This is a genomic window from Arthrobacter sp. zg-Y820 (assembly GCF_030142155.1).
Classification (GTDB): Bacteria; Actinomycetota; Actinomycetes; order Actinomycetales; family Micrococcaceae; genus Arthrobacter_B.
In genome coordinates this window covers 2,079,557-2,102,061 of sequence record NZ_CP126247.1, presented here as the reverse complement: position 1 = coordinate 2,102,061, position 22,505 = coordinate 2,079,557, and the positions used below count along the sequence as shown (strand labels likewise).

The following is a 22,505-nucleotide window of genomic DNA, read 5'->3' as shown; positions in this document are numbered from 1 at the left end:
CCGCAGGCGGTAGCGTCATGGACCTGTTCCATAGCGCCCTGGTCTTTTTTGCCGGACTGTGGGCGGGAACCATCAACGCCGTCGTCGGCTCCGGCACACTGGTAACCTTCCCGGTCCTGGTGGCCCTGGGCTATGCCCCGGTGGCCGCCACCATTTCCAATGCCATGGGACTGATCGCCGGAAACCTGGCCGGGTCCTGGGGCTACCGGCGGGAACTGGCCGGGCTGAAATCAACACTCCTGAAACTGCTGCCGGCCTCGATCCTGGGCGGCATCACCGGCGCGGCGCTGCTGCTGCACCTGCCGGAGAGCGTGTTCAGTGCGGTGGCGCCGTACCTGATTGTGGTGGCGCTGCTGTTCGTCATCTTCCAGCCCGCGCTGCAGCGGTGGGTTCGCCGCCGTGCCGAAGCGTCAGCGCCGGAGCCGCAGTCCGGCGGATCCACCCTTTCCGCCGCGCCGAAAGCTCCCCGCCGCCAGACCGTGATCCTGATCATCCTGATCTATCTGGCCGGTGTCTACGGCGGCTACTTTGTGGCTGCGCAGGGAATCCTGCTGGTGGGAATCCTGGGCATCTTCCTGCACGGCAGCATCCAGAATGCCAACGCCATGAAGAACATCCTGGTGCTGGGCGTGAACATCGTGGCAGCAGTTTCCTACCTGCTCTTCGCCTTCGACCGGATTGTGTGGCCAGTGGTCGCCCTCATTGCCGTGAGCTCGCTGATCGGCGGTTTTGCCGGCGCTGCCCTGGGGCGCAGGCTCTCGCCGGTGGTCCTGCGCACGGTCATCGTGCTGCTGGGCCTGGTGGCACTGTGGAATATGCTGTTCTGAGTGACCCTCCAGTACCTTCGCACCGCCGCCGACCCGCGCGTCGCCGACTACACCAACCTGACCGACACCGCCCTGCGCCGCCGCCGCGAGCCCGCGGAAGGCATGTACATCGCCGAGTCCTCCAAAGTTCTGCGCCGGGCTCTGGACGCCGGGCACCGGCCCCGGTCCTTTTTCCTGGCCGAGAAGTGGATTCCCGACCTGCAGGACCTGCTGGACCGGTATCCGGAGGTTCCCGCCTATGTAGGCACGGCGGAAATCCTGGAGGAAATCACCGGATTCCATCTGCACCGCGGTGCGCTGGCCGCCATGGAGCGCCCGGCGCCCCGTGAACTGGCCCCGCTGCTGGCCTCTGCCCGGCGGGTGGCCGTGCTGGAGGACATCGTGGACCACACCAACATTGGTGCCATCTTCCGCTCCGCGGCAGCACTGCAGGTGGACGCCGTCCTCGTCAGTCCGCGCTGCGCCGACCCGCTCTACCGGAGGGCCATCCGCGTCAGCATGGGAGCGGTCTTCCAGGTGCCCTGGATGCGGCTGGAAAACTGGCCCGGCCAGCTGGCGGCGCTGCGCGACGCCGGCTTCGTCACCGCCGCGCTGGCCCTGGCCGAGGATTCGGTAAGCCTGGACGAGCTCGGGGCCCGCCGGGACGAGCGCCTGGCCCTGGTGCTGGGAACCGAGGGGGACGGCCTGGCCGCCGGCACCCTCTCCGCCGTCGACCTCACCGTCCGGATCCCGATGAGCGCGGGAGTGGACTCGCTGAATGTCGCTGCCGCCAGTGCCGTGGCGTTCTGGGAATGCCGGCCGCAGCCGAAATAGGCGCGGTTTCGCTTACCTTCATCCGGCTTTGGTGCAACACTTGCGTCGTCATTGATCACCCTCCGCATTCGTTCCTGAGGCCGCTATGCGTATTGGTTCAAGCCGGGCGTTCCAGCGCCGGCGCTCTTCCCGGGCCGGGCCTTCGGCTGCCCCTTCTCCTGACAGCGCCCGTGTTTCTGCCTGGACGGCGGCGCTGGCGGCCGCGCTGCTGCTGCCGCTGGCGGCCTGCGGGCCGACCGCCGAACAGTTCAGGGACAGGCAGAGCGTGTCCGGCCCGGCATCCGTGCCCGGCGCACCGGCACCGCGTCCGGTTCTGCCCTCTCCTTCAGCGCCGCCCTCTCCTTCAGTGCCGGCCACCCCAAGCGCCGCCGTGCCGGAACCGGCCGCGGAACCGCTGAAGGTCGGCGTCAGCGGCAGCCAAGCCGGCATGCCCCAGCTGGTCCAGGACGCCTGCCAGTTCCTGCTGCGCCGCGACCCGGCGGTTATGCCGCCGAACGAGGCCGCGGCCTGCATCAGCGCCGGCATGACCGCCGGAGGCGGAGCAACGCAGACCCTGGAAACGGCGTCGAGCTGGCTCCCGCAGGGACAACACACCGTGCAGTTCACCACCGCGCCGGAGTTCTCGCTCACCCTGGAAAACCAGGGACTGGACCTGCGGATCACGGCGGGCGCCGGCGGCAGCAGCGTCGACACCGGCGGGGGCAGGATCAAGGCCGATGCCTCCGGCACCCCCGAGGAGGCCTACGCGGCAGTGCTGGCCTCCGCCGCCGAGCTCACCGTGAACCCGGACCGGGTGGGAGCACTGTTCGGCGGCGCCGCAGCCCTGGAGGTGGATTACGGCGCCATCCTCAACGGGGCCGCCAGGACCAAGATCAGCGGGGTCCGCGCCGGGGATGCCGCCGCCGATGACATGATGCCAACGGAGCTGACGGTGTGGCTCGACGATTACTATCGACCGGTCCGTTTTGAACTCACCGGACAGGCCAGGGGAATCAGCTCCAGCATCACGGCCGTCAACAGCGCATGGGACCTCCGGCAGTAACGGGACCTCCGGCAGTAACCGGATCCGGCTTTAACCAGCGGCCCGGGATGCGGTATGCTGAATTGCTGATCCCCGTGTGCGCATTGAACTGCGCCCCATGGGGGCATTCCAAGCTTTCAACCACCAGTGCCTGGCAAAATCCAGGCACCAAAAGAAGGTAATACATTGAAGTCTGATATCCACCCCAAGTATGGCCCGGTTGTTTTCCGCGATCTCGCGTCCGACACCGCGTTCCTGACGAACTCCACGGCTACTTCCGCCAAGACGATCGAGTGGGAAGACGGCAACACCTACCCCCTCATCGAGGTGGAAATCTCCTCCGCATCGCACCCGTTCTACACGGGCAAGCAGCGCATCATGGACTCCGCCGGCCGTGTCGAGCGCTTCAACGCCCGCTTCAAGGGCTTCGGCGGCAAGAAGTAACCCGTTCGTAAAGAACAGCACAGGTTCTAGACTAGGAAGGCCCGCCCGGACATCCGGGCGGGCCTTTTTACTTGCGGAAAAGGAAACTCAATGAGCAGCTCAGAACGGCACAACAACCGCCTGCACGGTGAGTTCAAGGTGGCCGGCGGCAAACTTGTGGTGGTGGACCTGGAAGTCAGGGACGGCAAGCTGGCGGACGTGTCGCTCAGCGGTGACTTCTTCCTGGAGCCCGACGACGCCCTGGCGGACATCAACAAAGCGCTGGAGGGACTTCCGGAAGACACGGCCGGCATTGACATTGCTGCCGCTGTCCGACGGAACCTGCCCGCTGACGCCGTCCTGTTCGGATTCTCGCCGGAAGCCATTGCCACCACTGTGCGCCGCGCGCTGGCCAAGGCCACAGGCTGGAACGACCACCAGTGGGAGATCATCGGCCCCACACCCCTCTCCACACCGATGCACGTTGCCATGGACGAGGTCCTGGCCGAGGAGGTCGGAGCGGGCAGGCGCAACCCCACCCTCCGGTTCTGGGAATGGGAAGCACCATCGGTGGTCATCGGCAGTTTCCAGTCGCTGCGCAACGAGGTTGACCCGCAGGGCGCCGAAAAGCACGGGGTGACGGTGGTGCGCCGCATCAGCGGCGGCGGGGCCATGTTCATGGAACACGGCAACGCCATCACCTACTCGATTTACGTACCGCAGTCCTTGGTGGACGGACTCAGTTTCGCCGAGTCCTATCCGTTCCTTGACGCCTGGGTGATGGAGTCGCTGGAGAAGCTGGGCATCAAGGCCTGGTACCAGCCGCTCAACGACATCGCCACTGACCAGGGGAAGATTGGCGGTGCCGCCCAGAAGCGTTTCAGCAACGGCGGAATGCTGCACCACGTCACCATGTCCTATGACATTGACGCCGACAAAATGCTCGAAGTCCTGCGGATCGGCAAGGAAAAGCTCTCCGACAAGGGGACCACCAGCGCCAAGAAGCGGGTCGATCCGCTGCGCCGCCAGACCGGGCTGACCCGGGAAGAAATCATCTCCACCATGATGGAAACCTTCACCGCGCGCTACGGCGCGGTTCCCGCCGGCATCACCGGCGAGGAGCTGGCGCGGGCCGAAGCCAAGGTGGCCGAGAAGTTCGGCACCGCGGAATGGCTCAACCGGGTTCCGTAACGCTCCTGCCGCGGCAGGGCAGGAGCACGACGGCGAAGTTGGCGCCGCGGTGCTCCTGCCCTAGTAGACTGCCGTGCATGGAAAAAAAGTCCCTGACCGCCTTGGTGCGGACCCAGCTGCAGCTCGCCGGCGGAGCGTCGAGCGGACGCAGTGCCCAGACGGTTTACGGGGGCCACGAACACGTGCTCCGGCAAACACTGATCGCCCTGAACGCCGGGTTCCTCCTGGACGAACATGAAAACCCCGGCGAAGCGACGATCCACGTGCTGAAGGGCCGTGTCCGGCTGCACTCGGAAGGGGATTCCTGGGAAGGCTCGGCAGGGGACCTGCTGATCGTGCCGCAGGCCCGGCATTCCCTCGAGGCAGTGGAGGACTCCGCGGTGCTGCTGACTGTCGCCAAGCGGGACCGCTGACCGTCCTGCCCCGTTGCCCCGAGTAGCGGGCTGCGCTTTAGCTGGCCTGGGAGGCTGCTGCGAGGACCCCGGCAAGGTCGGCGGGACGGCTCCACATGGGCCAGTGGCCCGTCGGCAGGTCGATAAGGTCCAGGTTCTCGAGCCTGGCCACTTCGGCGAACACGGGATGGCCGGAACGGGCCAGCTCCATCATCTGGGTGCTCGGGATCGAGCAGCAGACAAGGGTTGCCGGGACCTTGAACCGTTCCTCGTTGCCGAGCTCCACAGGCTGGCGCAACACGGGCCCGGGTTCGGGAACCGCCCGCGTCCGGAAACGCTCAAGAACGTCGGCGTTCAGGCCGTCAAGACTGGCCTGCTGTCCGAGCGATTCAAAGGACGGCAGCGGAAGCTCTTCCATTTCCGCGGGGACACCGGGGTCGAAGACGGTACCGGACGCGACCGGACCACTGTCGACCCAGATCACCCGGCGGATCAGGTGGGGGTGCCGATCGAGCACGAGGCTCACCGGAGTGCTGGCTCCGCTGTGGGCGACGATGACCACCGGGCCGGTTTCCCCGGCCATGGCCTGCTCGACTGCCGCTGTCTGATCGTGGAGAGTCCTGGACGCTCTGTCCGGGTCTGTCCCGTCGAGGCCGGGCAAGGTGAGGGGAACAGCTCGCCGGCCCATGGCAGTCAGGTGTTCCAGGACTTCGTCCCACGCCCAGGCTCCCAGCCAGTGTCCCGGGATCAGAAGGATGGTCGGGCTGTTCGTGTGAGTCGTCATGCCACAATGCTCGCAGGCGGCGCAGCGGTGCGCACGGGGTCCGTGCACACCGCCGGCGCCTACCTGCCGGCAGCCTGTGCCCGCAGCGCCCGCAGCAGCTGGTCCTGCTGCTCCACGATGATCCTGCGCAGGGCCGCCGGGGCCTGCGGGTTCGCCTCGAGCCAGTCCATGCTGGCCACCAGGACCGGGTGATCGGCGGGAACCATGTGCTCGGGCAGGTCCTGTGCGCCCGGGAACAGCCCGGTGACAATGCGGCTGGCCAGCTCAATGCTGCGGGAGCTCCACACCAGGGCCAGCGACGCGAAGTAGTCGGCGGCGAAGACCCCCAACAGCTCGGTGCTGCCAATGGTGAAGCCTTCGATGGTGGCCGACAGCAACTGGTTGGACAGCTCGTCCGAATGAACGGCATCCTGCCACGCGGCGGCCTTGGCGGCGGGTTCGGGGAACGCCGCCGTCGCGGTCGTGAAGCCCACCCGTCCGGAAGCGGTGGAATCGCGCGCCAGTTCGGCGTCCAGCTCCGCCCGGCGGGCATTGCCGGTCGCGGCCAGCGCCACCCACAACAGCCAGCGCAGGTCCGAGTCCACGGCCAGCCCCGGCACCTTCACCGTTCCGTCCAGCAGGCCCCGCAGCAGCTCTGCGTGCGCGGCGCTGCGCCGCCCCAGGGCCGCCGCGCTGCGGGCCCACACCAGCTGCCGGTCGCTGCCGGGATCCGCGGCGTGGAGCTGCTCGACCACCAGCGAGTACAGGTTCTCGCGAAGGGTGCTGCGGTGTTCCGCCGGAGCATAGCGGTCCACGGCAAAACGGGCGTTGTCGAGGATCACCTGCAGGACGCCGGCCCCGGTTTCCGCCGGCGCGGCCTGCACGATCAGCCGGACATAGTCCCGGGCGCTGAGCGCCCCGTCCCGAACGCTGTTCCACAGGGCCGAGAAGCACACGGCCCGGGTCAGCGGATCGGGAATCAGGCCCAGGAAATGCAGCAGGGTCTGCAGGGAGTCGTTGTCGAACCGGATCTTGGCGTAGGTCAGGTCCTCGTCGTTCAGCAGCAGCAGCGCCGGACGCTGCGTTCCCACCAGCTCGGGCACATCGGTGCGCGGCCCGACGACGTCGATCTCCAGGCTGCCGGTGCGCACCAGGGTGCTTCCCGCGGCGAGGTCGCCGGTGTTGTCCGGGTTGTACAGTCCGATGCGCAGGCGGTGCGGCCGCGGCACCTGCTCGCCGCTGACCGGATCCGGAGCGTCCTGGACAATCGTCACGGAGGTGTAGGCGCCGTCGTCGTCCGTTTCGACGCGGGGAGTCAGGGTCGGCACGCCGGCTGTCTGCAGCCACAGCCGGGACCAGGCGGCCATGTCCCGGCCCGAGGCCGTGCTCAGGGCGTCGAGCAGGTCAGCGAGGGTGGTGTTGCCGTAGGCATGGTCGCGGAAATAATTGCGGGCCGCCGCGATGAACGCGTCGAAGCCCACGTAGGCGACCAGCTGCTTGAGCACTGACGCGCCCTTGGCGTAGGTGATGCCGTCAAAATTCTGCTTGGCCGCTTCGAGGTCGGTGATGTCCGCGACGATCGGATGGGTGGTGGGCAGCTGGTCCTGGACATACGCCCAGGCCTTGCGGCGGTTGGCAAAGGAGACCCAGGAATTGGTGAAGTCGGTGGCCTGGTCAACGGCGAGGGCACCCATGTAGTCGGCGAAGGATTCCTTCAGCCAGAGGTCGTCCCACCACGCCATGGTCACGAGGTCGCCGAACCACATGTGAGCCATTTCGTGCAGGATGGTGTTGGCGCGTGCCTCGTACTGGGCCTCGGTGGCCTTGGATCGGAACACGTAGGCGTCGGTAAAGGTCACCAGGCCCGGGTTTTCCATGGCCCCCAGGTTGTACTCGGGAACGAAGGCTGAATCGTACTTGCCGAACGGATACGGGTAGGCGAACAGCCCGTGGAAGTAGTCCAGGCCGCGCTTGGTGATGTCGAAGATGTTCTGCGGATCAAAGGACCCGGCCATGGAGGCCCGGCAGTAGGCACCCAGCGGAACATCCAGGACCGACCCGTCCTCCAGTGTTCCGGACCAGGAATCCTCAGCCTTGAAATACGGTCCTGCCAGCACCGACGTGATGTAGGTGGAGATGCGCCGGGTGGGCGCGAATTCCCGGCGGCTGTACTGCCCCTCAGCAAGCGGCGTGCACGAGACCTCTGCCCCGTTGGAGGCCACGGCCCAGTCCGAGGGCGCCGTTACCGCGAACGTGAAGGCGGCCTTCAGGTCCGGCTGTTCGAAGTTCGCAAACACGCGCCGGGCGTCGGCGGGCTCGTACTGGGTATAGAGGTAGGTGCGGGAATCCGCCGGATCGGTGAACCGGTGCATTCCCTCGCCGCTGCGGCTGTACAGGGCCGTCCCGTCCACCGTGACGGTGTTCTCGGGAGCCAAATCCGCCAAGTGGATCCGCGAACCGTCCACTGTGCCCTCCAGCGGCAGCTCCCGGCCGTTCAGGACCACGGAGGACACGCCGCCGTGGATAAAGTCCAGGAACGTGGCCGCGCCGGGCTCGGCACAGCGGAACGTGATGGTGCTCCGGGACCGGAACCCGGGAGCATCAGGGTCCTCGGCGGTGCTCAGATCAAGATCGACGTCGTAGGTTGCAACGGATATAAGGGCTGAGCGGGCGGCGGCTTCTTCACGGCGCAGATTCTGGTTCGACACCCCATCATTCAACCACTTCCGGTCGCCTCAGGTCCCGGATCGGAACTCCGCTCTTTGCCCGCCGCGCGGGCCGCGCAACACCCGGGCCGGCAGGAGACTGTCCGCCACTGCCTGGAAGGAGAGCGAAGCAAGCAGGATGAAGTACGGGACGTAGAGGTACAGGAGGCGGGCCCGGCCCTCGGACAGCAACAGGAACAGCAGCAGCCCGAGCAGTGCTATGCGCACGGCAGAGACCTCCGGCAGCAACAGACGGGGCGTTCGAAACACCAGCGGCACCGCCACCAGTGCCAGCACCACAAACCACGCCCCCTGCCAGAGCGACAACAGCCAGGGGAACCCGGGACGGTTGTTGCCGTACATATCCTGAATGCCGCGGTCCGCCGGAGCGGTGGACACAAACTCATCGCCCGTCCGGACGCCCTCACCCCAAGAGAAGAAGGAGCCGTCCCCGGTGACCCACAGCAGCTTGTGGTTCAGGAAGTCCGCATAGCCGGCCGGACCCATGGCGGACACCCGCTCCGCATAAACGTGGAGTCCCTGCTGGAACCGCTCGTCCGGATCGGCAATATTCACCGTGCTCCAGTAGTCCTCATTGTTGAAGCAGCCGTAAAGCAGGCCGTGGGGTCCTTGCCTGCTCTGCGACCCGACCTTCAGGAAATGGGTTGGCGGGATGGCCGCCGGGTTGTCCTCGACATCGAACCCGATCGCCGTCGTCCGCTGTTCCAGGAACTCAAGGATCCGATGTCCGGCCATGACGCTGCCGGCAACCACTGCGGCGCCCAGGAGCAGGGTCCCGGCGCTCCGGCCCCTGCCGCGCAGCACGGGGGAGCAGGCCGCAGTGATGCCGGCGGCAAGGAGGCAGATGATGACTGTTGGTTTGACGCCGTACCCCACGGCTCCCGCCCCACCGGCCAAAATCCACAGCGCAACCCGGCCGGCGAGACGCCGGGACCGCTGCGAAGCCAACAGCAGGCACAGGATCAGGACCGGAAAAACCAGTCCCGTCGTGTCTGAGTAAAGGACACCGAGCCACGGGGACAAGAGCACGAAAATGGTGGAGGGAAGCAGCGTGAACGCGGCCACCGTGCGGCCTCCGAGCATGCGGGCCGCCGCGTACGTCAGGGCGATCCCGGCGAAGAGCACGACGGCGTTCAGGAAAGCGGCGGCGACCTCCAGATCGGTTACGCCCAGCGAGACGACCAGGCCGAAGTACACGGACAGCAACAGCGTCAGCAGGATGTTGTTGGGGTTCAGGGAGAAGTAGCCGGAGTCGATTTCGGTCCGGGTTCCCAGCGCCAGCCCCGTCGCGGACACGAACATGGGGTGCGAGTCCCAGTCCGCCGGCAGCCGCACGGCGCAGGACAACCGTACCTGCAGGGCGAAAAGTGCCATCCAGACCGCGGCCGATGCCAGCCGTCCCGGGATGGGGTGTCTGAGCAGGTGCGGTTCGGCCTTCCGCAGGCCCAGGTATAGGCCGGCCATCAGGAGCAACACCACGGCGGCAGCGGCGAGCGCCCACGAGGTTTCGTAGCGGGAGACGCCGTAGTGCGGGTCCACCAGGTTCCCCAGCAGGGACCACAGGCTCACCCCGCAGAACACCAGGCCGGCCATGGTTGAAAGCAGGTTGTTCCGGTTCCGGTGCGGGGCACCGGCGTCCGCCGGCGCGGTCCCGTCGCCTGAACGCGTGCTGCCGGTACCGGTGCCGCCGGGGTGGGCCCGCTGTTGATTCGCCAAAATATCCCGTCCTTTGGGGCAGGAGGCGGTGAGCTGGATTCGGCGTCGCTGAATTGGTGCTGGCGAGAGTAGGGGGCGTCAGGCGCCGGGGGCAAGAGTGAAGGTCGGATTCAGTGTCCCCTGACGCTGCCCCGGGCCTTACCGGGACAGGGTCAGCGCCAGAGCCAGCCCCAGGCCGCCAATGAGGAACCAGGAAACCAGTGCGGCGGCCAGGGCCCGGAATCCGGACACGAACAGAGCCCGGAACCGCACTCCGGCGCCCAGGGCGAAGAGGGCGGCGGCGAAAAATACTTCCTGCACCACGGCGGCGGCCGACAGCACGCTTTCCGGCAGCACCCCGGTGGTGCGGACAACAATGAGGGCGAGGAACCCGGCCACAAACAGCGGCACCAGCGGCGGCAGTTTGCCCGGGGTCTGTTCTCCCCGGGCCGACCGGCGCCCGAGCAGTCCGGCGGCGGCGGCCAGCGGAGCCAGCAGGACCACCCGCGCCAGCTTGACGACGACGGCGGCGGCGAGCGCCGCCGTGCCTGCCGTCTGCGCGGTGGCGACCACCTGGCCGACGTCGTGGACGGAGGCGCCGGCCCAGATGCCCAGCGTTTCGGCCGGCAAATCCAGGAGCGACCCCAGCAGCGGCAGCACGCCGATGGCGAGCGTTCCGCAAAGGGTAACCAGCGCTATCGGCACCACCGTGTCTTCGTGCCGCACCCTGCGGGCCGCGGCCATCGCACCGATGGCGGAGACTCCGCAGATCGAGAAGCCCGAAGCGATCAGCAGGGGCTCCTGCCCCGGCAGGCGAAACGCCCGGCACACCAGGTAGGTTCCGGCGAAGGCCGCCCCCACCAGCGCTGCGATCAGGAGCAGGGCGGTCCAGCCCAGGCCGGCAATATCGACCAGCGAGACCTTCAACCCCAGCAGCACGATGCCGGCCCGCATCAGTCTCCGGGCCGCCAGCGACAGCCCCGGCTTCAGCGGGCCGGCCACGGCCGGGGAAATCCCCGGCAGGTTCGCGGCGAGCAGCCCAAGGACCACCGCCGTGGTCAGGACCGGCAGCCAGGGAAACAGCCAGTGCAGCAGGTACGCAGGAAGCACTGCCGCGGCAGCGGTGACCAGGCCGGGCAGCACTGCGGTGGCGGTTCTTTGCCGGGGAGTGCGGTTCACGGTTCCACCCTGCCGCAGAATCCCTTCCCCGCCAAACATGACCGCTCAGCTCCCGGTTCCCGTTCCAACGGGAGTTTGCCGGCGGCTGCTTTGTTAGAGTGAACAGCACCCCCTACCGCCAGAGGCAAACCCATGCACGTGGACGATCAGATGCCCGAACAGCCCTGGACATTATCTGCTTCGCAGGTTGCGGCGCAGTTGGAGGTTACCCCGGACACCGGGCTCTCCGCCGACCAGGCACAGCAGCGCACCACCCGGTACGGCCGCAACGAACTGGCTGCGGGCCGGAAGGTACCGGCCTGGCGCAAGATCCTGGGCCTGCTGACGGACCGCCTCATCCTGGTGCTGATCGGTGCTGCCGTCATCAGCGCCGTCGTCTCCCGGGAATGGGAAACACCGGTGGTCATCCTCGCGGTGATCACGCTGAACACGGTGCTGAACTATGTGCAGGAGCAACGGGCGGAAAACAGCCTGGAAGCCCTGCGGAGCACTTCGATCTCAGTGGCCACGGTCCGCCGCGGCGGACGGACGCTGGACATCCCGCGCACCGACCTGGTGCCCGGTGACGTGGTCCTCCTGGAGGCAGGGGACACCATTCCCGCTGACGGCCGGCTGCTGGAAGCCGTCCGGCTGCAGGTGGCCGAGGCAGCGCTGACGGGGGAGTCGCAGCCCGTCAACAAGACCACGGCTGCCCTGGCCGACCCCGAACTGCCGGTGGGCGACCGCACCAACATGCTCTACATGGACACCGATGTGAGTCGCGGCCGTGCGGTGCTGCTGGTCACCGGCACCGGCATGGAGACCCAGATCGGCCGGATCGCCCACCTCCTGGGCACCACGGCGGACGAAAAAACGATCCTGCAGCGCAGCATCGACCAGCTGGCCAGGCTGCTGACCTACGTGGCGCTGATCGTCGTCGCCGTCGTGTTCGTGCTCGGCCTGCTGCGCGGGGACAGCTGGGAAGATCTGTTCCTGACCGCCGTCTCCCTGGCAGTGGCCACCATCCCCGAAGGGCTGACCGCCGTCGTCGCCTTCACGCTGGCCATGGGAGCGTCCCGGCTGGCTGCCCGCGGCGCCATCATCAAGCAGCTGGCGGCCGTGGAGACCCTGGGCAGCACCTCCCAGATCTGCACCGACAAGACCGGCACCCTGACCCTGAACGAGATGACCGTGCGGCGCGTCTACGCGGCCTCCGGCCGGGTCTTCCGGGTGTCAGGGTCCGGGTACTCCACCGAAGGGGCCCTGCTCAGCGCCGACGGACACCCGGTCTCCGCCCTTACCCCGGCCTTCCTCGGCTTCGCCCTGTGCAACGACGCATCGGTGCGCAACGGCGTCCTCACCGGTGATCCCACCGAGGGCGCCCTGGTGGTGCTGGCGGAAAAGGGCGGCATCGACGCCGACGGCGCACGCGCTTCCCATCCGCGGATGGCCGAAGTTCCCTTCGACTCCGACTACAAATTCATGGCCACGTTCAACCGTTCTCCCGGCGGCGGGGACGCGGCCGACGACGCATCCGGAGAGAGAGCGCCCGGGGAGGCGGCGGGCGGGGAACTGTTCTGCTACGCCAAGGGAGCCCCCGGAGTCCTGCTGGAGCGCTCGGAGTTCCTGTCCACCGCGGACGGAGACCGGCCGCTGCGCCCCGAGGACCGGAAACGGATTTCGGAGGAAGTGGCGGCCCTGGCCCGGCAGGGGCTGCGCACCATGGCAGCAGCGGGCCGGCCGGTGGACGGCGGGCTGCCCGCCGATTCCGATGCCCTCCGGGACAGCGTCACCGGGCTGACCCTGTACGCCGTCGTCGGCATCATGGATCCGCCCCGCCCCGAAGCCGCCGAAGCGATAGCGCGGGCCCACCGGGCCGGAATCAGCGTGCACATGATTACCGGCGACCACCTGATCACTGCCTCCGCCATCGCCAAGGACCTTGGAATCGGCGGCGAAGCGGTCTCCGGCTCCGCCCTTGACGGCCTCGACGACCAGGCGCTGCGCGAACGGGCTCCCGGCTACGGGGTGCTGGCGCGGGTTTCGCCCGAGCACAAGATCCGGATGGTGGAGGCGCTGCAGGCGGACGGCGCCGTGGTTGCCATGACCGGCGACGGCGTCAACGACGCCCCGGCGCTCAAGCGCGCCGACATCGGCATCGCGATGGGCATCACCGGCACCGACGTGTCCAAGGGCGCGGCGCGGATGATCCTCACGGATGACAATTTCGCCACCATCGTCACCGCTGTGCAGGAAGGCCGGGGCATCTACGCGAACATCCTCAAGTTCGTCAGCTTCCAGCTCACCACGGCGTGGGGGTTCGTGCTGATTTTCCTGGCGGCTGCGGCGTTCTCGCTGGCCGGCGGAGCGCCCTTCACCGCCCTGCAGATCCTCTGGGTCAACATCATCATGGACGGCCCGCCGGCGCTGGCGCTGGGCGTGGACCCGGCCGATCCTGACCTGATGAAGCAGCCGCCGCGGCCGGCCCGGGAACCGCTGCTGACTCGCCGGCGGATCCTGCGGATCCTGACGATGGGCATTGTCATGGCGGTGGGGACCTGCAGCGTCCTGTACCTGGCGCCGCAGATGTATCCCGAAAGCGCCGGCGACCCGCTGTTCGCCACCACCCTGGCGTTCACGACCTTCGTGTTCTACCAGGCCTTCAACCTGCTGAACGTCCGCTCGGCCACGGGCAGCGTCTTCTCGCTGCACACCTTCACCAACCGGGCGATCTGGGTGTCGCTGGCCGCCGTCGTCGTCCTGCAGGTCCTGGTGGTGCAGCTGGGCGTGCTGCAGGGGCTCTTCGACACCACCGACCTGACCTCCGGCCAGTGGTTCCTGGCCCTCGGCGTCGGGTCGACGGCGCTGTGGATCTCCGAGATCCGGAAGGCGGTCTCCCGCTTCCGGCTGCGGACCTCAGCGCCGGCTTACCAGGGTGAGGGCTTGTAGTCCTTCAGGAAGACGCCGAACTGGTCAACGCCTTCCTCACCCATGACGATCGGGTCGTAGACCCGGGCAGCGCCGTCGACCAGGTCCAGGGGGGCGTGGAAGCCCTCCTCGGCCAGGCGCACCTTCGTGGGATGCGGCCGCTCATCGGTGATCCAGCCGGTGTCCACGGCCGTCATCAGGATGCCGTCGCTTTCCAGCATTTCTTCGGCGCTGGTGCGGGTGAGCATGTTCAGCGAGGCCTTGGCCATGTTGGTGTGCGGATGCCCGGGGCCCTTGTACCGGCGGGAGAACTGGCCCTCCATCGCCGAGACGTTCACGATGTACTTCCGGCGGGCGCCCGAGGCGGCCATGGCCGGCCGCAACCGGTTGACCAGCAGGAATGGTGCGGTCACGTTGCAGAGCTGGACCTCGAGCATCTCCAGCGGTTCCACCTGGTCCACCACCTGGGTCCAGCTGTTGATCGGTGCGGTGTCCGGCACCAGTCCGCCGGCGTCAATGGCCGTTCCGGCGCCCAGCTTCTCCAGCGAGGAGGAACCGGCCGTCAGCGCCAGCGAGGTGACGGCGTCGCCGGCGAGCACGGGATGTTCCGCGATCGACCCCGCCAGTGCTGTGGGATGGGCGTTGTGGGTGTGGCCGAAGGTCACCAGCTCCGGCATGTTGCCGGCCGGCAGTTCCTCGAGCTCGGCGTCGACCAGCGGCTGGTACGCGTTGGACGTGCGGCGCACTGTCTGGGCGGCGTTGTTGATCAGGATGTCCAGGGGCCCGGCGTCGGCCACTGACTCGGCCAGCGAGATGACCTGCGCCGGGTCGCGCAGGTCAATGCCGACGATCCGCAGCCGGTGCAGCCAGTCCGCGGAGTCCTCCATGGCGGCGAAGCGCCGGGCGGCGTCCTTGGGGAAGCGGGTGGTGATGGTGGTGTGCGCGCCGTCGCGCAGCAGCCGCAGGGCGATGTACATGCCGATCTTGGCGCGGCCGCCGGTCAGCAGGGCACGTTTTCCGGTGAGGTCGGTGCGGGCGTCGCGCTTGGCGTGGCTGAAGGCAGCACATTCCGGGCAGAGCTGGTGGTAGAACGCGTCAACCACGGTGTAGGGCTGCTTGCAGATGTAGCAGTTGCGCGGCTTCAGCAGCGTTCCGGCCGACGGTCCGTGCGCCGAGGTCCGCAGCTGGGCGCCGCGGGTTTCGTCGTCGATGCGGTCGGCGGCTCCGGTGGCGGTGCGGGCGACGACGGCGCGGTCGGCGTCCGCAGCGGCGTCGCGCTTTTCATTCTTCCGGTGCTTCTTCACGGATTTGAACATTTTGGCGGTCGCCCGGCGGACGGCAACGTAATCCGGGTGCTCCTCGTCCAGGACGTGGATGGAGGACAGGACCCGCAGGCAGGCCTGCAGATCTTCGGGAGTCAGGTCGGGGGTGCTCATGAAAAGTCGTTTCTGCTGTGTTTCCCGCCGGCGAACAACACGGCGAAGGCAAATTTTTGTGCCTTCCGACCTTACAACGAAACGCCGCGGCGCCCGCTATTGCGGGCGCCGCGGCGGGGGAAGATCACAGCCGGCGGATGCCTAAACGGGAGCAACTTCCGGTTCGGGTTCCGGAAGCGCGACCTTCTGCCCCTTGCTCAGCACCGTGAGGCCGGAGGCGGTCACGGTGAACCCGCGGGCCAGGTCCAGGTCGCGGTCAACCCCGATGGTGGCTCCCGGCGGAATCACCACGTTCTTGTCGATGATGGCCCGGCGCACCACGGCACCGGCACCGACATGGATGCCGTCCATGAGGACGGAATCGGAGACCGTGGCGCCGGAATCGACATACACATCCGGAGCCAGCACGGATCCGGTGACCGTGCCGCCGGAGATGACGACGCCGTTGGACACGATCGAGTCGAACGCGGTGCCGGGGTGGTCGGCAGCGCTGCGGACGAACTTCGCGGGCGGCGAGATGCTCTGCCGGGTGTAGATGGGCCACTGCAGGTTGTACAGGTTGAACGCCGGCAGCGGGGAAATGAGGTCCATGTTGGCGTCATAGTACGAGTCGAGGGTACCGACGTCGCGCCAGTACTGGTGGTCGCTGCCGGTGGCGCCGGGGATGACGTTGTGCGAAAAGTCGTACACAGCGGCGTCATTGCGCTCCACGAAGTACGGGATGATGTCCCCGCCCATGTCGTGCTTGGTGATCAGCCGTTCGGCGTCCACCTTCAGCGCCTCGACCAGGGCGTCGGTGTTGAAGACGTAGTTGCCCATGGAGGCCAGGAACATGTCCGGATCATCGGGCAGGCCCGGCGTGGTGGCCGGCTTCTCGACGAACGCGCCGATGCGGCCGGGGCTCTCCGGGTCCGTTTCAATGACACCGAACTGGTCGGCCAGGTGCAGCGGCTGGCGGACCGCTGCCACGCTGACCGACGCGCCGGACGCAATGTGGGCTTCGACCATCTGCGAGAAGTCCATCCGGTACACATGGTCGGCGCCAATCACCACGACGATGTCCGGGCGGGCATCGTCGATCAGGTTCATGGACTGGTAGATCGCGTTGGCGCTGCCCAGGAACCAGCTCTTGCCCACGCGCTGCTGGGCCGGAACAGAGGCCACGTAGTTTTGCAGCTGCGTGGACAGCCGCCACGTCTCCGAGATGTGCCGGTCCAGGCTGTGGGATTTGTACTGGGTGAGGACCACGATTTGCAGGTAGCCCGAGTTCACCAGGTTGGAGAGGGCAAAGTCGATGAGCCGGTAACGGCCGGCAAATGGAACGGCGGGTTTTGCACGGTCCGCTGTCAGCGGCATCAGGCGTTTACCTTCTCCGCCGGCAAGGACAACGGCCAGGACCTTCTTTGGCGCCATTTTGGTATTCCCCTGTTTCACTTCATGTCTAACGTGTTCTGATCTGGCGGTGCTTGCTTCTGCGCTCATTCCTGGGGCCAATCAACCGCCCAGTAATAAGTCTGCTGTTCTTCACAGTAGATCACCGGAGCGTCGGTGCACTACGTTGGATTAGTGCGAGTAGATATTGTGTCCAAGGAATTCCCGCCCGAGATCTATGGCGGGGCAGGTGTCCACGTAGCGGAATTGAGCCGTGTGCTGGCCGAGCAGGTGGACCTGCGCGTCCACTGCTTTGGCGCCCCGCGAAACTCCGACTACCACGGCGCCGTCGTCAGCGCCTATGATGTGCCCGCCGAACTGGACGCCGCGAATCCCGCCGTCCAGACGCTGGGCACCGATCTGGAAATCCTCCAGGGCCTGGCCGGAGCGGACCTGGTGCATTCACACACCTGGTACGCGAACATGGCCGGGCACCTCGGTTCGCTGTTGTACGGCGTTCCGCACGTCCTCAGCGCCCACAGCTTGGAACCGCTGCGGCCGTGGAAAGCGGAACAGCTCGGCGGCGGTTACGCCCTGTCCTCCTGGGTGGAAAAAACAGCGTACGACGCCGCCGCCGCCATCATCGCCGTCTCCGAAGGCATGCGGCAGGACATCCTGCGCAGCTACCCGGAGGTCGACCCGGCCAAGGTGCGCGTGGTGCACAACGGCATCGACGTGGAGCTGTGGCGCCCGGACACCGATCCCGAGGGCATCAGCGCCCTGGGCATCGATCCGGACCGCCCCAGTGTGGTTTTTGTCGGGCGCAACACCCGGCAGAAGGGGGTCCCGTACCTGCTGCGTGCGGCCGCGCTGCTGCCTCCGGAGGTCCAGCTCGTGCTGTGCCTCGGAGCTGCCGACACCCCGGAGCTGGCCGCCGAAACCGGCGTCCTGATCGACGAACTCCGCACAAAGCGCAGCGGCGTCGTCGTGATCGAGCGGATGCTGCCGCGCAGCGAGCTCATCAAGGTGCTCAGCTCGGCCACGGTCTTCGCCTGCCCGTCCATCTATGAACCGCTCGGCATCGTGAACCTTGAGGCCATGGCGTGCGGCACCGCCGTCGTTGCCTCGGCCACTGGGGGCATTCCCGAAGTGGTGAACTCCGGCGTGACCGGCTTGCTGGTGCCGTTGGAGCAGCTCTCGGACGGCACCGGAACACCGCTCGATCCCGAGGGCTTTGTCCGCGACTTCGCCGCTGCGCTGACCGAGGTGGTCACCGATCCCGAACGGGCCCGGCGGATGGGCGAGGCGGGCCGGCAACGCGCGACGGATGAGTTTTCCTGGGCTTCCATCGCCGCCGCCACGCTGGAGGTCTACCGCTCCGTCCTGCCGCAGGCCCGCTGACCGCACCGGCGGAACGCTTAACTGCGGAAGGAGGTCCCGGCAAGTTTCCCGGCCGGGACCTCCTTCCACTTCAGGCGCGCACGCGCCTATCGCTTGGCCTTGGCTGCCTGCTTCTTTCGCTGGATCAGGATTTTCTCGTCCACCGGTGCGGCTCCGCTGGCGCGCATCAGGCGCTGGTATTCCATCGCTTCGTCCTGCCGCGTTTTCTCCGCGCCGGAAGCGACGGAGGCCCGCAGATGCTCCGGGCCGTAGCCGAAGGCATCCACCAGGTCCAGTGCGTGCGGGCGGAGCTTGGCCAGCAGCCGGTTGATGTACGGGCCAAGGGTGCGGGCCCGCTGCGTGGACAGCCGGCCGTGCATCAGGTACCAGGACAGGTTCTTCTCGATCAGGCACAGCCCGAAGAGGTCACGCAGCCACGTCAGAACCTGCCGGGTGCCGGCGTCGTCGATGCCCTCCAGCGCCCGGGTGAAGGCTTCCCACTGCAGCAGTTCGGAGTGCGCGCGGGCCGCCTCGATCAGGGCGTGCTGGTTGTCGTTGAAGACTGCCGCACCCTTGTCCTTGGGCAGCTTGCGGGCCCCGCGCAGGGCGCCGGCCACTTCGGCGACCATGGTCCCCACCCGGTCGGTCAGCAGGTCCCGCTGCGTCCGGGCATCGCGCAGCGCAATGGCTGACTTCTTCTCCGAGCCGGTATCGGCGAACGCCTGGACGATCTGCCGCAGGCCCGTGCGGTGCATGGTCCGGTCGGTGGCCTGGCCGACGGCGTACCGGGCCAGCACGCCGAAGTCGGCACCGACAAATTCCTTGGCGTAGTCAGCGAGCAGCCGCTTGGCGACCAGCTGCAGCAGGACGGTGTTGTCGCCCTCGAAGGTGGCGTAGATGTCCAGGTCGGCCCGCAGCGCGGTCAGCCGGTTTTCGGCCAGGAAGCCGGCACCGCCGGTGGCCTCGCGTGCTTCCTGGAGGGTGTCCAGGGCGTGCCAGGTGGAGAGCGACTTCAGGCCGGCCGCGAGGGTTTCCAGGTCCTGGCGGTCTTCTTCGGTGTCATGGGCACCCGAGAAAACGTCGTCGAACTTGTGCAGCAGTTCCTCGTGGGCGAAGGCCGCCGCATACGTGGTGGCCAGCCGCGGCAGCAGCCGGCGCTGGTGCTGCTGGTAGTCCATCAGGACTTCCTCGGTAATGTCCGAGGCGCCGTTGAACTGGCGGCGCTCAGTGCCGTACTGGATGGCAGTCTTCAGGGCGAGCTTGCTGGCGGCCACTGCGGCGCCGTCCAGGGACACCCGGCCCTGCACCAGGGTGCCGATCATGGTGAAGAAGCGCCGGCCCGGGCTTTCGATCGACGAGGTGTACGTGCCGTCCGCAGCCACGTCGCCGTAGCGGTTGAGCAGGTTGGTGCGCGGAATGCGCACGTTGGAAAAATGCAGCCGCCCGTTGTCGATGCCGTTCAGGCCGCCCTTGATGCCGTCGTCCTCGCCGCCGATGCCGGGCAGGAAGCCGTTGTCGTCGCGCAGGTCGACGTAGAACGCGTGCACGCCGTGGTCCACGCCCTTGGTGATCAGGTGGGCGAAGACGACGGCGGCCTTGCCGTGGACGGCGGCGTTGCCGATGTAGTCCTTCCAGGCGGCGCGGAAGGGGGTGTTGATGATGAACTCTTCGGTGCCGGCGTCGTACTCGGCGGTGGTGGCGATGCTGGCGACGTCGGAACCGTGTCCGGTTTCCGTCATGGCGAAGCAGCCGGGAATCTCCAGGCTCATGATGCCGGGGAGCCACTTGTCATGGTGGTCGCGGGTTCCCAGGTGCATGACGGCGCCGCCGAACAGGCCCCACTGCACGCCGGCCTTGATCTGCAGGGACGGATCCGCCACCACCAGTTCGCCGAAGCCGGCAACATTGCCGCCGTGGTTGTCCTCGCCGCCCACGTAGGCCGGGAAGGCCCGGTGCACGGCCTTGCTCTCCGCCAGCACCTTCAGCTGCGCCATGACCCGTTCGCGGTGCTCCGTGTGCGGCAGGCCGGCGGGGGTGTGCAGCGCGTCAGTGCCGGCGAGTTCTCGGGCCTGCAGGCGGATATCCGCCCACGTGCCCAGCAGTGCCCGGCTGAGGGCGTCAACGTTGACGACGGCGCTGTCGTCATCGCGGATGGAGGCACTGGCCGGGATCTGGCGTTCCGGTTTGGAGGCTGTTTGCGTCATTGCGTGTCCTTCTCGTAGTGGTGGTGCCTGTTTTTGCTGGGAGGAAGCGGAAGGGGAGCGCCGGGGCGGTTCATGCCCGCCCCTGCTCGTAGCCGATGCCGTCGAAGAGCCAAACGGTCAGCTGCCGGGTCATTTCGGCCTCGGAAGGTTTGTCGGGTCCGGGCTCGGTGGCCAGCCACTTCTCGCCGGCGGCGCGGACCATGCCCAGCGCCGCCGTCGGCCAGAAGCTTGCGGCAACCCCCAGGTTCCGGGCGGGGGAGGTGCCGGGGGAGCCGGTCTCCAGATAGGCCCGCATCGCGCGGTCCATCATGCCGGTGATGGCCTCAAAGAAATGGGTGAGGCTGTCAGCGAAACGGTGCTCGGTATTGCCTGTTGCTTCGCCGGCTGCGACAAAGGCATACACATTGGGCGACGTCTGCGCCATCTGCAGGTACGCGGACACCATCGCCTGCAACCCGGCGCGGGGTGACTGGGCGGTGCGCCCCGCGGCGAGGATCTTGTCCTGCATCTGTGCCAGCACGACGTCGCCCATTGCCTGCTGCAGTCCGGCCTTGTCGCCGAAATACCGGTAGTACACGGATTTCGAGGTTCCGGAAGCGGCAGCAATCTCCTCCATGGAGGCACCGGCGCCGAGGGTGTGGACGGCACGGCGGGCGGCCTTGATCAGATCGCTGCGGCGCTCCGTGCGGTGGGCTTCCCAGCGGAGGGACCGGCCGTCGGATGCCCCGGGGGCGGGGGGGTCTTGCAGAGCAGTGTTCACGATACTCAGCGTATCAGGTACGCTGGGTTGCAGTAACTCCCCTCACATTTTGCAGTACTTCCAAGGAGACCAGACTCATGGCTGCACAGCCCCAGGCCGAATCCGCCGCCACCGGCGGATCCACCCCTGTTCCCGCCGTCCGGAAGGCCGTCGTCATTGGCGGAAACCGCATCCCCTTCGCCCGCGCCGGCGGCAAATACACCTACAGCTCCAATCAGGACATGCTGACTGCTGCGCTCGACGGACTCGTCGCCCGCTTCGGGCTGCAGGGCGAACGCATCGGCGAAGTCGCCGCCGGCGCCGTGCTGAAGCACTCCAGCGACTTCAACCTCACGCGGGAAGCAGTCCTGGGTTCCGCCCTCTCCGCCGAGACCCCCGCCTATGACGTGCAGCAGGCCTGCGCCACCGGACTCGAGACGGTGATCAGTCTGGCCAACAAGATCAAGCTCGGCCAGCTTGATTCCGCCATCGCCGGCGGCGTGGACTCCGCCTCCGATGCCCCCATTGCCGTCAGCGAAGGCCTGCGCCGGACCCTGCTGGACCTGTCGCGGGCCAAGACCGCCAAGCAGAAGCTGGCCGCCGTCGCCAAGCTGCGGCCCAAGGACCTGGCCCCGAACGCCCCCACCACCGGCGAACCCCGCACCGGCCTGTCCATGGGCGAGCATCAGGCCCTGACCACGGCCCAGTGGAAGATCACGCGCGAGGCACAGGACGAACTAGCCCTGGCCAGCCACAAGAACATGGCGGCGGCCTACGACCGCGGATTCTTCGACGATCTGGTGACCCCCTACCGCGGCCTCTCCCGGGACGCCAACCTGCGCCCGGACACCACCATGGAGAAGCTGGGCAAGCTGAAGCCCGCCTTCGGCCGCGGCCTCGGCGACGAAGCGACCATGACCGCCGGAAACTCTACACCGCTGACCGACGGCGCTGCCGTGGTTCTGCTGGGTTCCGAGGACTTCGCCCGCGAACACGACCTGCCGATGCTGGCCAACATCGTGGACGCCGAAGCCGGCGCCGTCGACTTCGTGCACGGCAAGGACGGCCTGCTGATGGCGCCCGCCTTCGCCGTGCCGCGCCTGCTGGCCCGCAACAACCTCACGCTGGACGACTTCGACTTCTTCGAAATCCATGAAGCCTTTGCCGGCACCGTGCTCAGCACGCTGGCCGCCTGGGAAGATGATGAGTTCTCCCGCACCCGGCTGGGCCTCAACGGCCCGTTCGGCACGATCGACCGGTCCAAGCTCAACGTCAACGGATCTTCGCTGGCCGCCGGCCATCCGTTCGCCGCCACGGGCGGGCGCATCGTCGCCTCGCTGGCCAAAATGCTGCATGAAAAGGGTTCCGGCCGGGGGCTGATCTCCATCTGCGCCGCCGGCGGCCAGGGCCTTGTCGCGATCCTCGAGGCACGCTGACC

At 67.5% G+C, this 22,505-nt stretch carries 16 protein-coding genes and 1 pseudogene; 9 read left to right on the top strand and 8 right to left on the bottom strand.

Translation table 11 applies throughout. From position 1 onward, the window contains the following. Window positions 1-17 precede the first annotated feature (17 nt). The 6 genes from QNO08_RS09510 to QNO08_RS09485 all read left to right on the top strand — a co-directional run bounded on the left by QNO08_RS09510 (window position 18) and on the right by QNO08_RS09485 (window position 4,688). On the top strand, window positions 18-827 hold the full coding sequence (locus QNO08_RS09510; RefSeq protein WP_229965753.1) for a sulfite exporter TauE/SafE family protein: 810 nt from the start codon (window positions 18-20) through the stop codon (window positions 825-827). Then, a complete protein-coding gene (locus tag QNO08_RS09505) occupies window positions 828-1,640 on the top strand; it encodes a TrmH family RNA methyltransferase (RefSeq protein ID WP_229965754.1) in 813 nt (270 codons plus the stop codon). Window positions 1,641-1,725: 85 nt separating this feature from the next. Beyond that, on the top strand, window positions 1,726-2,682 hold the full coding sequence (locus QNO08_RS09500; RefSeq protein WP_229965755.1) for a hypothetical protein: 957 nt from the start codon (window positions 1,726-1,728) through the stop codon (window positions 2,680-2,682). Window positions 2,683-2,847: 165 nt separating this feature from the next. Next, the gene (locus QNO08_RS09495; RefSeq protein WP_227889826.1) at window positions 2,848-3,105 is read left to right on the top strand and encodes a type B 50S ribosomal protein L31; all 258 of its coding nucleotides are present in this window, start codon (window positions 2,848-2,850) and stop codon (window positions 3,103-3,105) included. 90 nt (window positions 3,106-3,195) lie between these two features. Beyond that, a complete protein-coding gene (gene lplAB / locus QNO08_RS09490) occupies window positions 3,196-4,275 on the top strand; it encodes a lipoate-protein ligase LplAB (RefSeq protein ID WP_229965756.1) in 1,080 nt (359 codons plus the stop codon). A gap of 77 nt (window positions 4,276-4,352) precedes the next feature. Beyond that, a complete protein-coding gene (locus tag QNO08_RS09485; RefSeq protein ID WP_229965757.1) occupies window positions 4,353-4,688 on the top strand; it encodes a cupin domain-containing protein in 336 nt (111 codons plus the stop codon). Window positions 4,689-4,725: 37 nt separating this feature from the next. Here QNO08_RS09485 and QNO08_RS09480 read toward each other — a convergent pair whose 3' ends face one another. The 4 genes from QNO08_RS09480 to QNO08_RS09465 all read right to left on the bottom strand — a co-directional run bounded on the left by QNO08_RS09480 (window position 4,726) and on the right by QNO08_RS09465 (window position 11,030). Next, the gene (locus QNO08_RS09480) at window positions 4,726-5,451 is read right to left on the bottom strand and encodes an alpha/beta fold hydrolase (protein WP_229965758.1); all 726 of its coding nucleotides are present in this window, start codon (window positions 5,449-5,451) and stop codon (window positions 4,726-4,728) included. A gap of 59 nt (window positions 5,452-5,510) precedes the next feature. Continuing rightward, entirely contained in the window at window positions 5,511-8,138 is a 2,628-nt protein-coding gene (gene pepN, locus QNO08_RS09475) for an aminopeptidase N (protein ID WP_229965759.1), read from the bottom strand. Window positions 8,139-8,165: 27 nt separating this feature from the next. Continuing rightward, window positions 8,166-9,872 (bottom strand): glycosyltransferase-like membrane protein, encoded by a 1,707-nt coding sequence (locus QNO08_RS09470; protein ID WP_229965760.1) that lies wholly within the window; start codon window positions 9,870-9,872, stop codon window positions 8,166-8,168. Between the two features lie 138 nt (window positions 9,873-10,010). Then, window positions 10,011-11,030: a YeiH family protein gene (locus QNO08_RS09465; protein ID WP_229965761.1), complete on the bottom strand. Its 1,020-nt coding sequence runs from the start codon at window positions 11,028-11,030 to the stop codon at window positions 10,011-10,013. A 132-nt stretch (window positions 11,031-11,162) separates the two neighbouring features. Between QNO08_RS09465 and QNO08_RS09460 the strand changes: the two genes are divergently transcribed. Beyond that, window positions 11,163-13,958, top strand: a complete 2,796-nt coding sequence (locus tag QNO08_RS09460) for a cation-translocating P-type ATPase (protein ID WP_229965762.1) — start codon at window positions 11,163-11,165, stop codon at window positions 13,956-13,958. Here QNO08_RS09460 and QNO08_RS09455 read toward each other — a convergent pair. Together QNO08_RS09455 and glgC are read right to left on the bottom strand one after the other, a co-directional pair. Next, window positions 13,937-15,373: an SDR family NAD(P)-dependent oxidoreductase gene (locus QNO08_RS09455; protein WP_229965763.1), complete on the bottom strand. Its 1,437-nt coding sequence runs from the start codon at window positions 15,371-15,373 to the stop codon at window positions 13,937-13,939. The two genes, QNO08_RS09460 and QNO08_RS09455, sit on opposite strands and share 22 nt — an antisense overlap. Before the next feature lie 150 nt (window positions 15,374-15,523). Continuing rightward, a pseudogene (gene glgC / locus QNO08_RS09450) lies at window positions 15,524-16,855 on the bottom strand (glucose-1-phosphate adenylyltransferase); the annotation flags it as partial. 84 nt (window positions 16,856-16,939) lie between these two features. Between glgC and glgA the strand changes: the two are divergent. Next, window positions 16,940-18,145 carry a glycogen synthase gene (gene glgA / locus QNO08_RS09445; protein ID WP_229965801.1) on the top strand — a complete coding sequence of 402 codons (1,206 nt, stop codon included), beginning with the start codon at window positions 16,940-16,942 and terminating at the stop codon, window positions 18,143-18,145. Between the two features lie 86 nt (window positions 18,146-18,231). On the opposite strand, the gene QNO08_RS09440 is transcribed toward glgA, so the two are convergent. Together QNO08_RS09440 and QNO08_RS09435 are read right to left on the bottom strand one after the other, a co-directional pair. Further along, a complete protein-coding gene (locus tag QNO08_RS09440; protein WP_229965802.1) occupies window positions 18,232-20,328 on the bottom strand; it encodes an acyl-CoA dehydrogenase family protein in 2,097 nt (698 codons plus the stop codon). A 70-nt stretch (window positions 20,329-20,398) separates the two neighbouring features. Next, entirely contained in the window at window positions 20,399-21,088 is a 690-nt protein-coding gene (locus QNO08_RS09435; RefSeq protein ID WP_229965803.1) for a TetR/AcrR family transcriptional regulator, read from the bottom strand. Between the two features lie 77 nt (window positions 21,089-21,165). On the opposite strand from QNO08_RS09435, the gene QNO08_RS09430 reads away from it, so the two are divergent. Next, window positions 21,166-22,503: an acetyl-CoA C-acetyltransferase gene (locus QNO08_RS09430; RefSeq protein ID WP_229965804.1), complete on the top strand. Its 1,338-nt coding sequence runs from the start codon at window positions 21,166-21,168 to the stop codon at window positions 22,501-22,503. The last annotated feature ends 2 nt before the right edge of the window (window positions 22,504-22,505 follow it).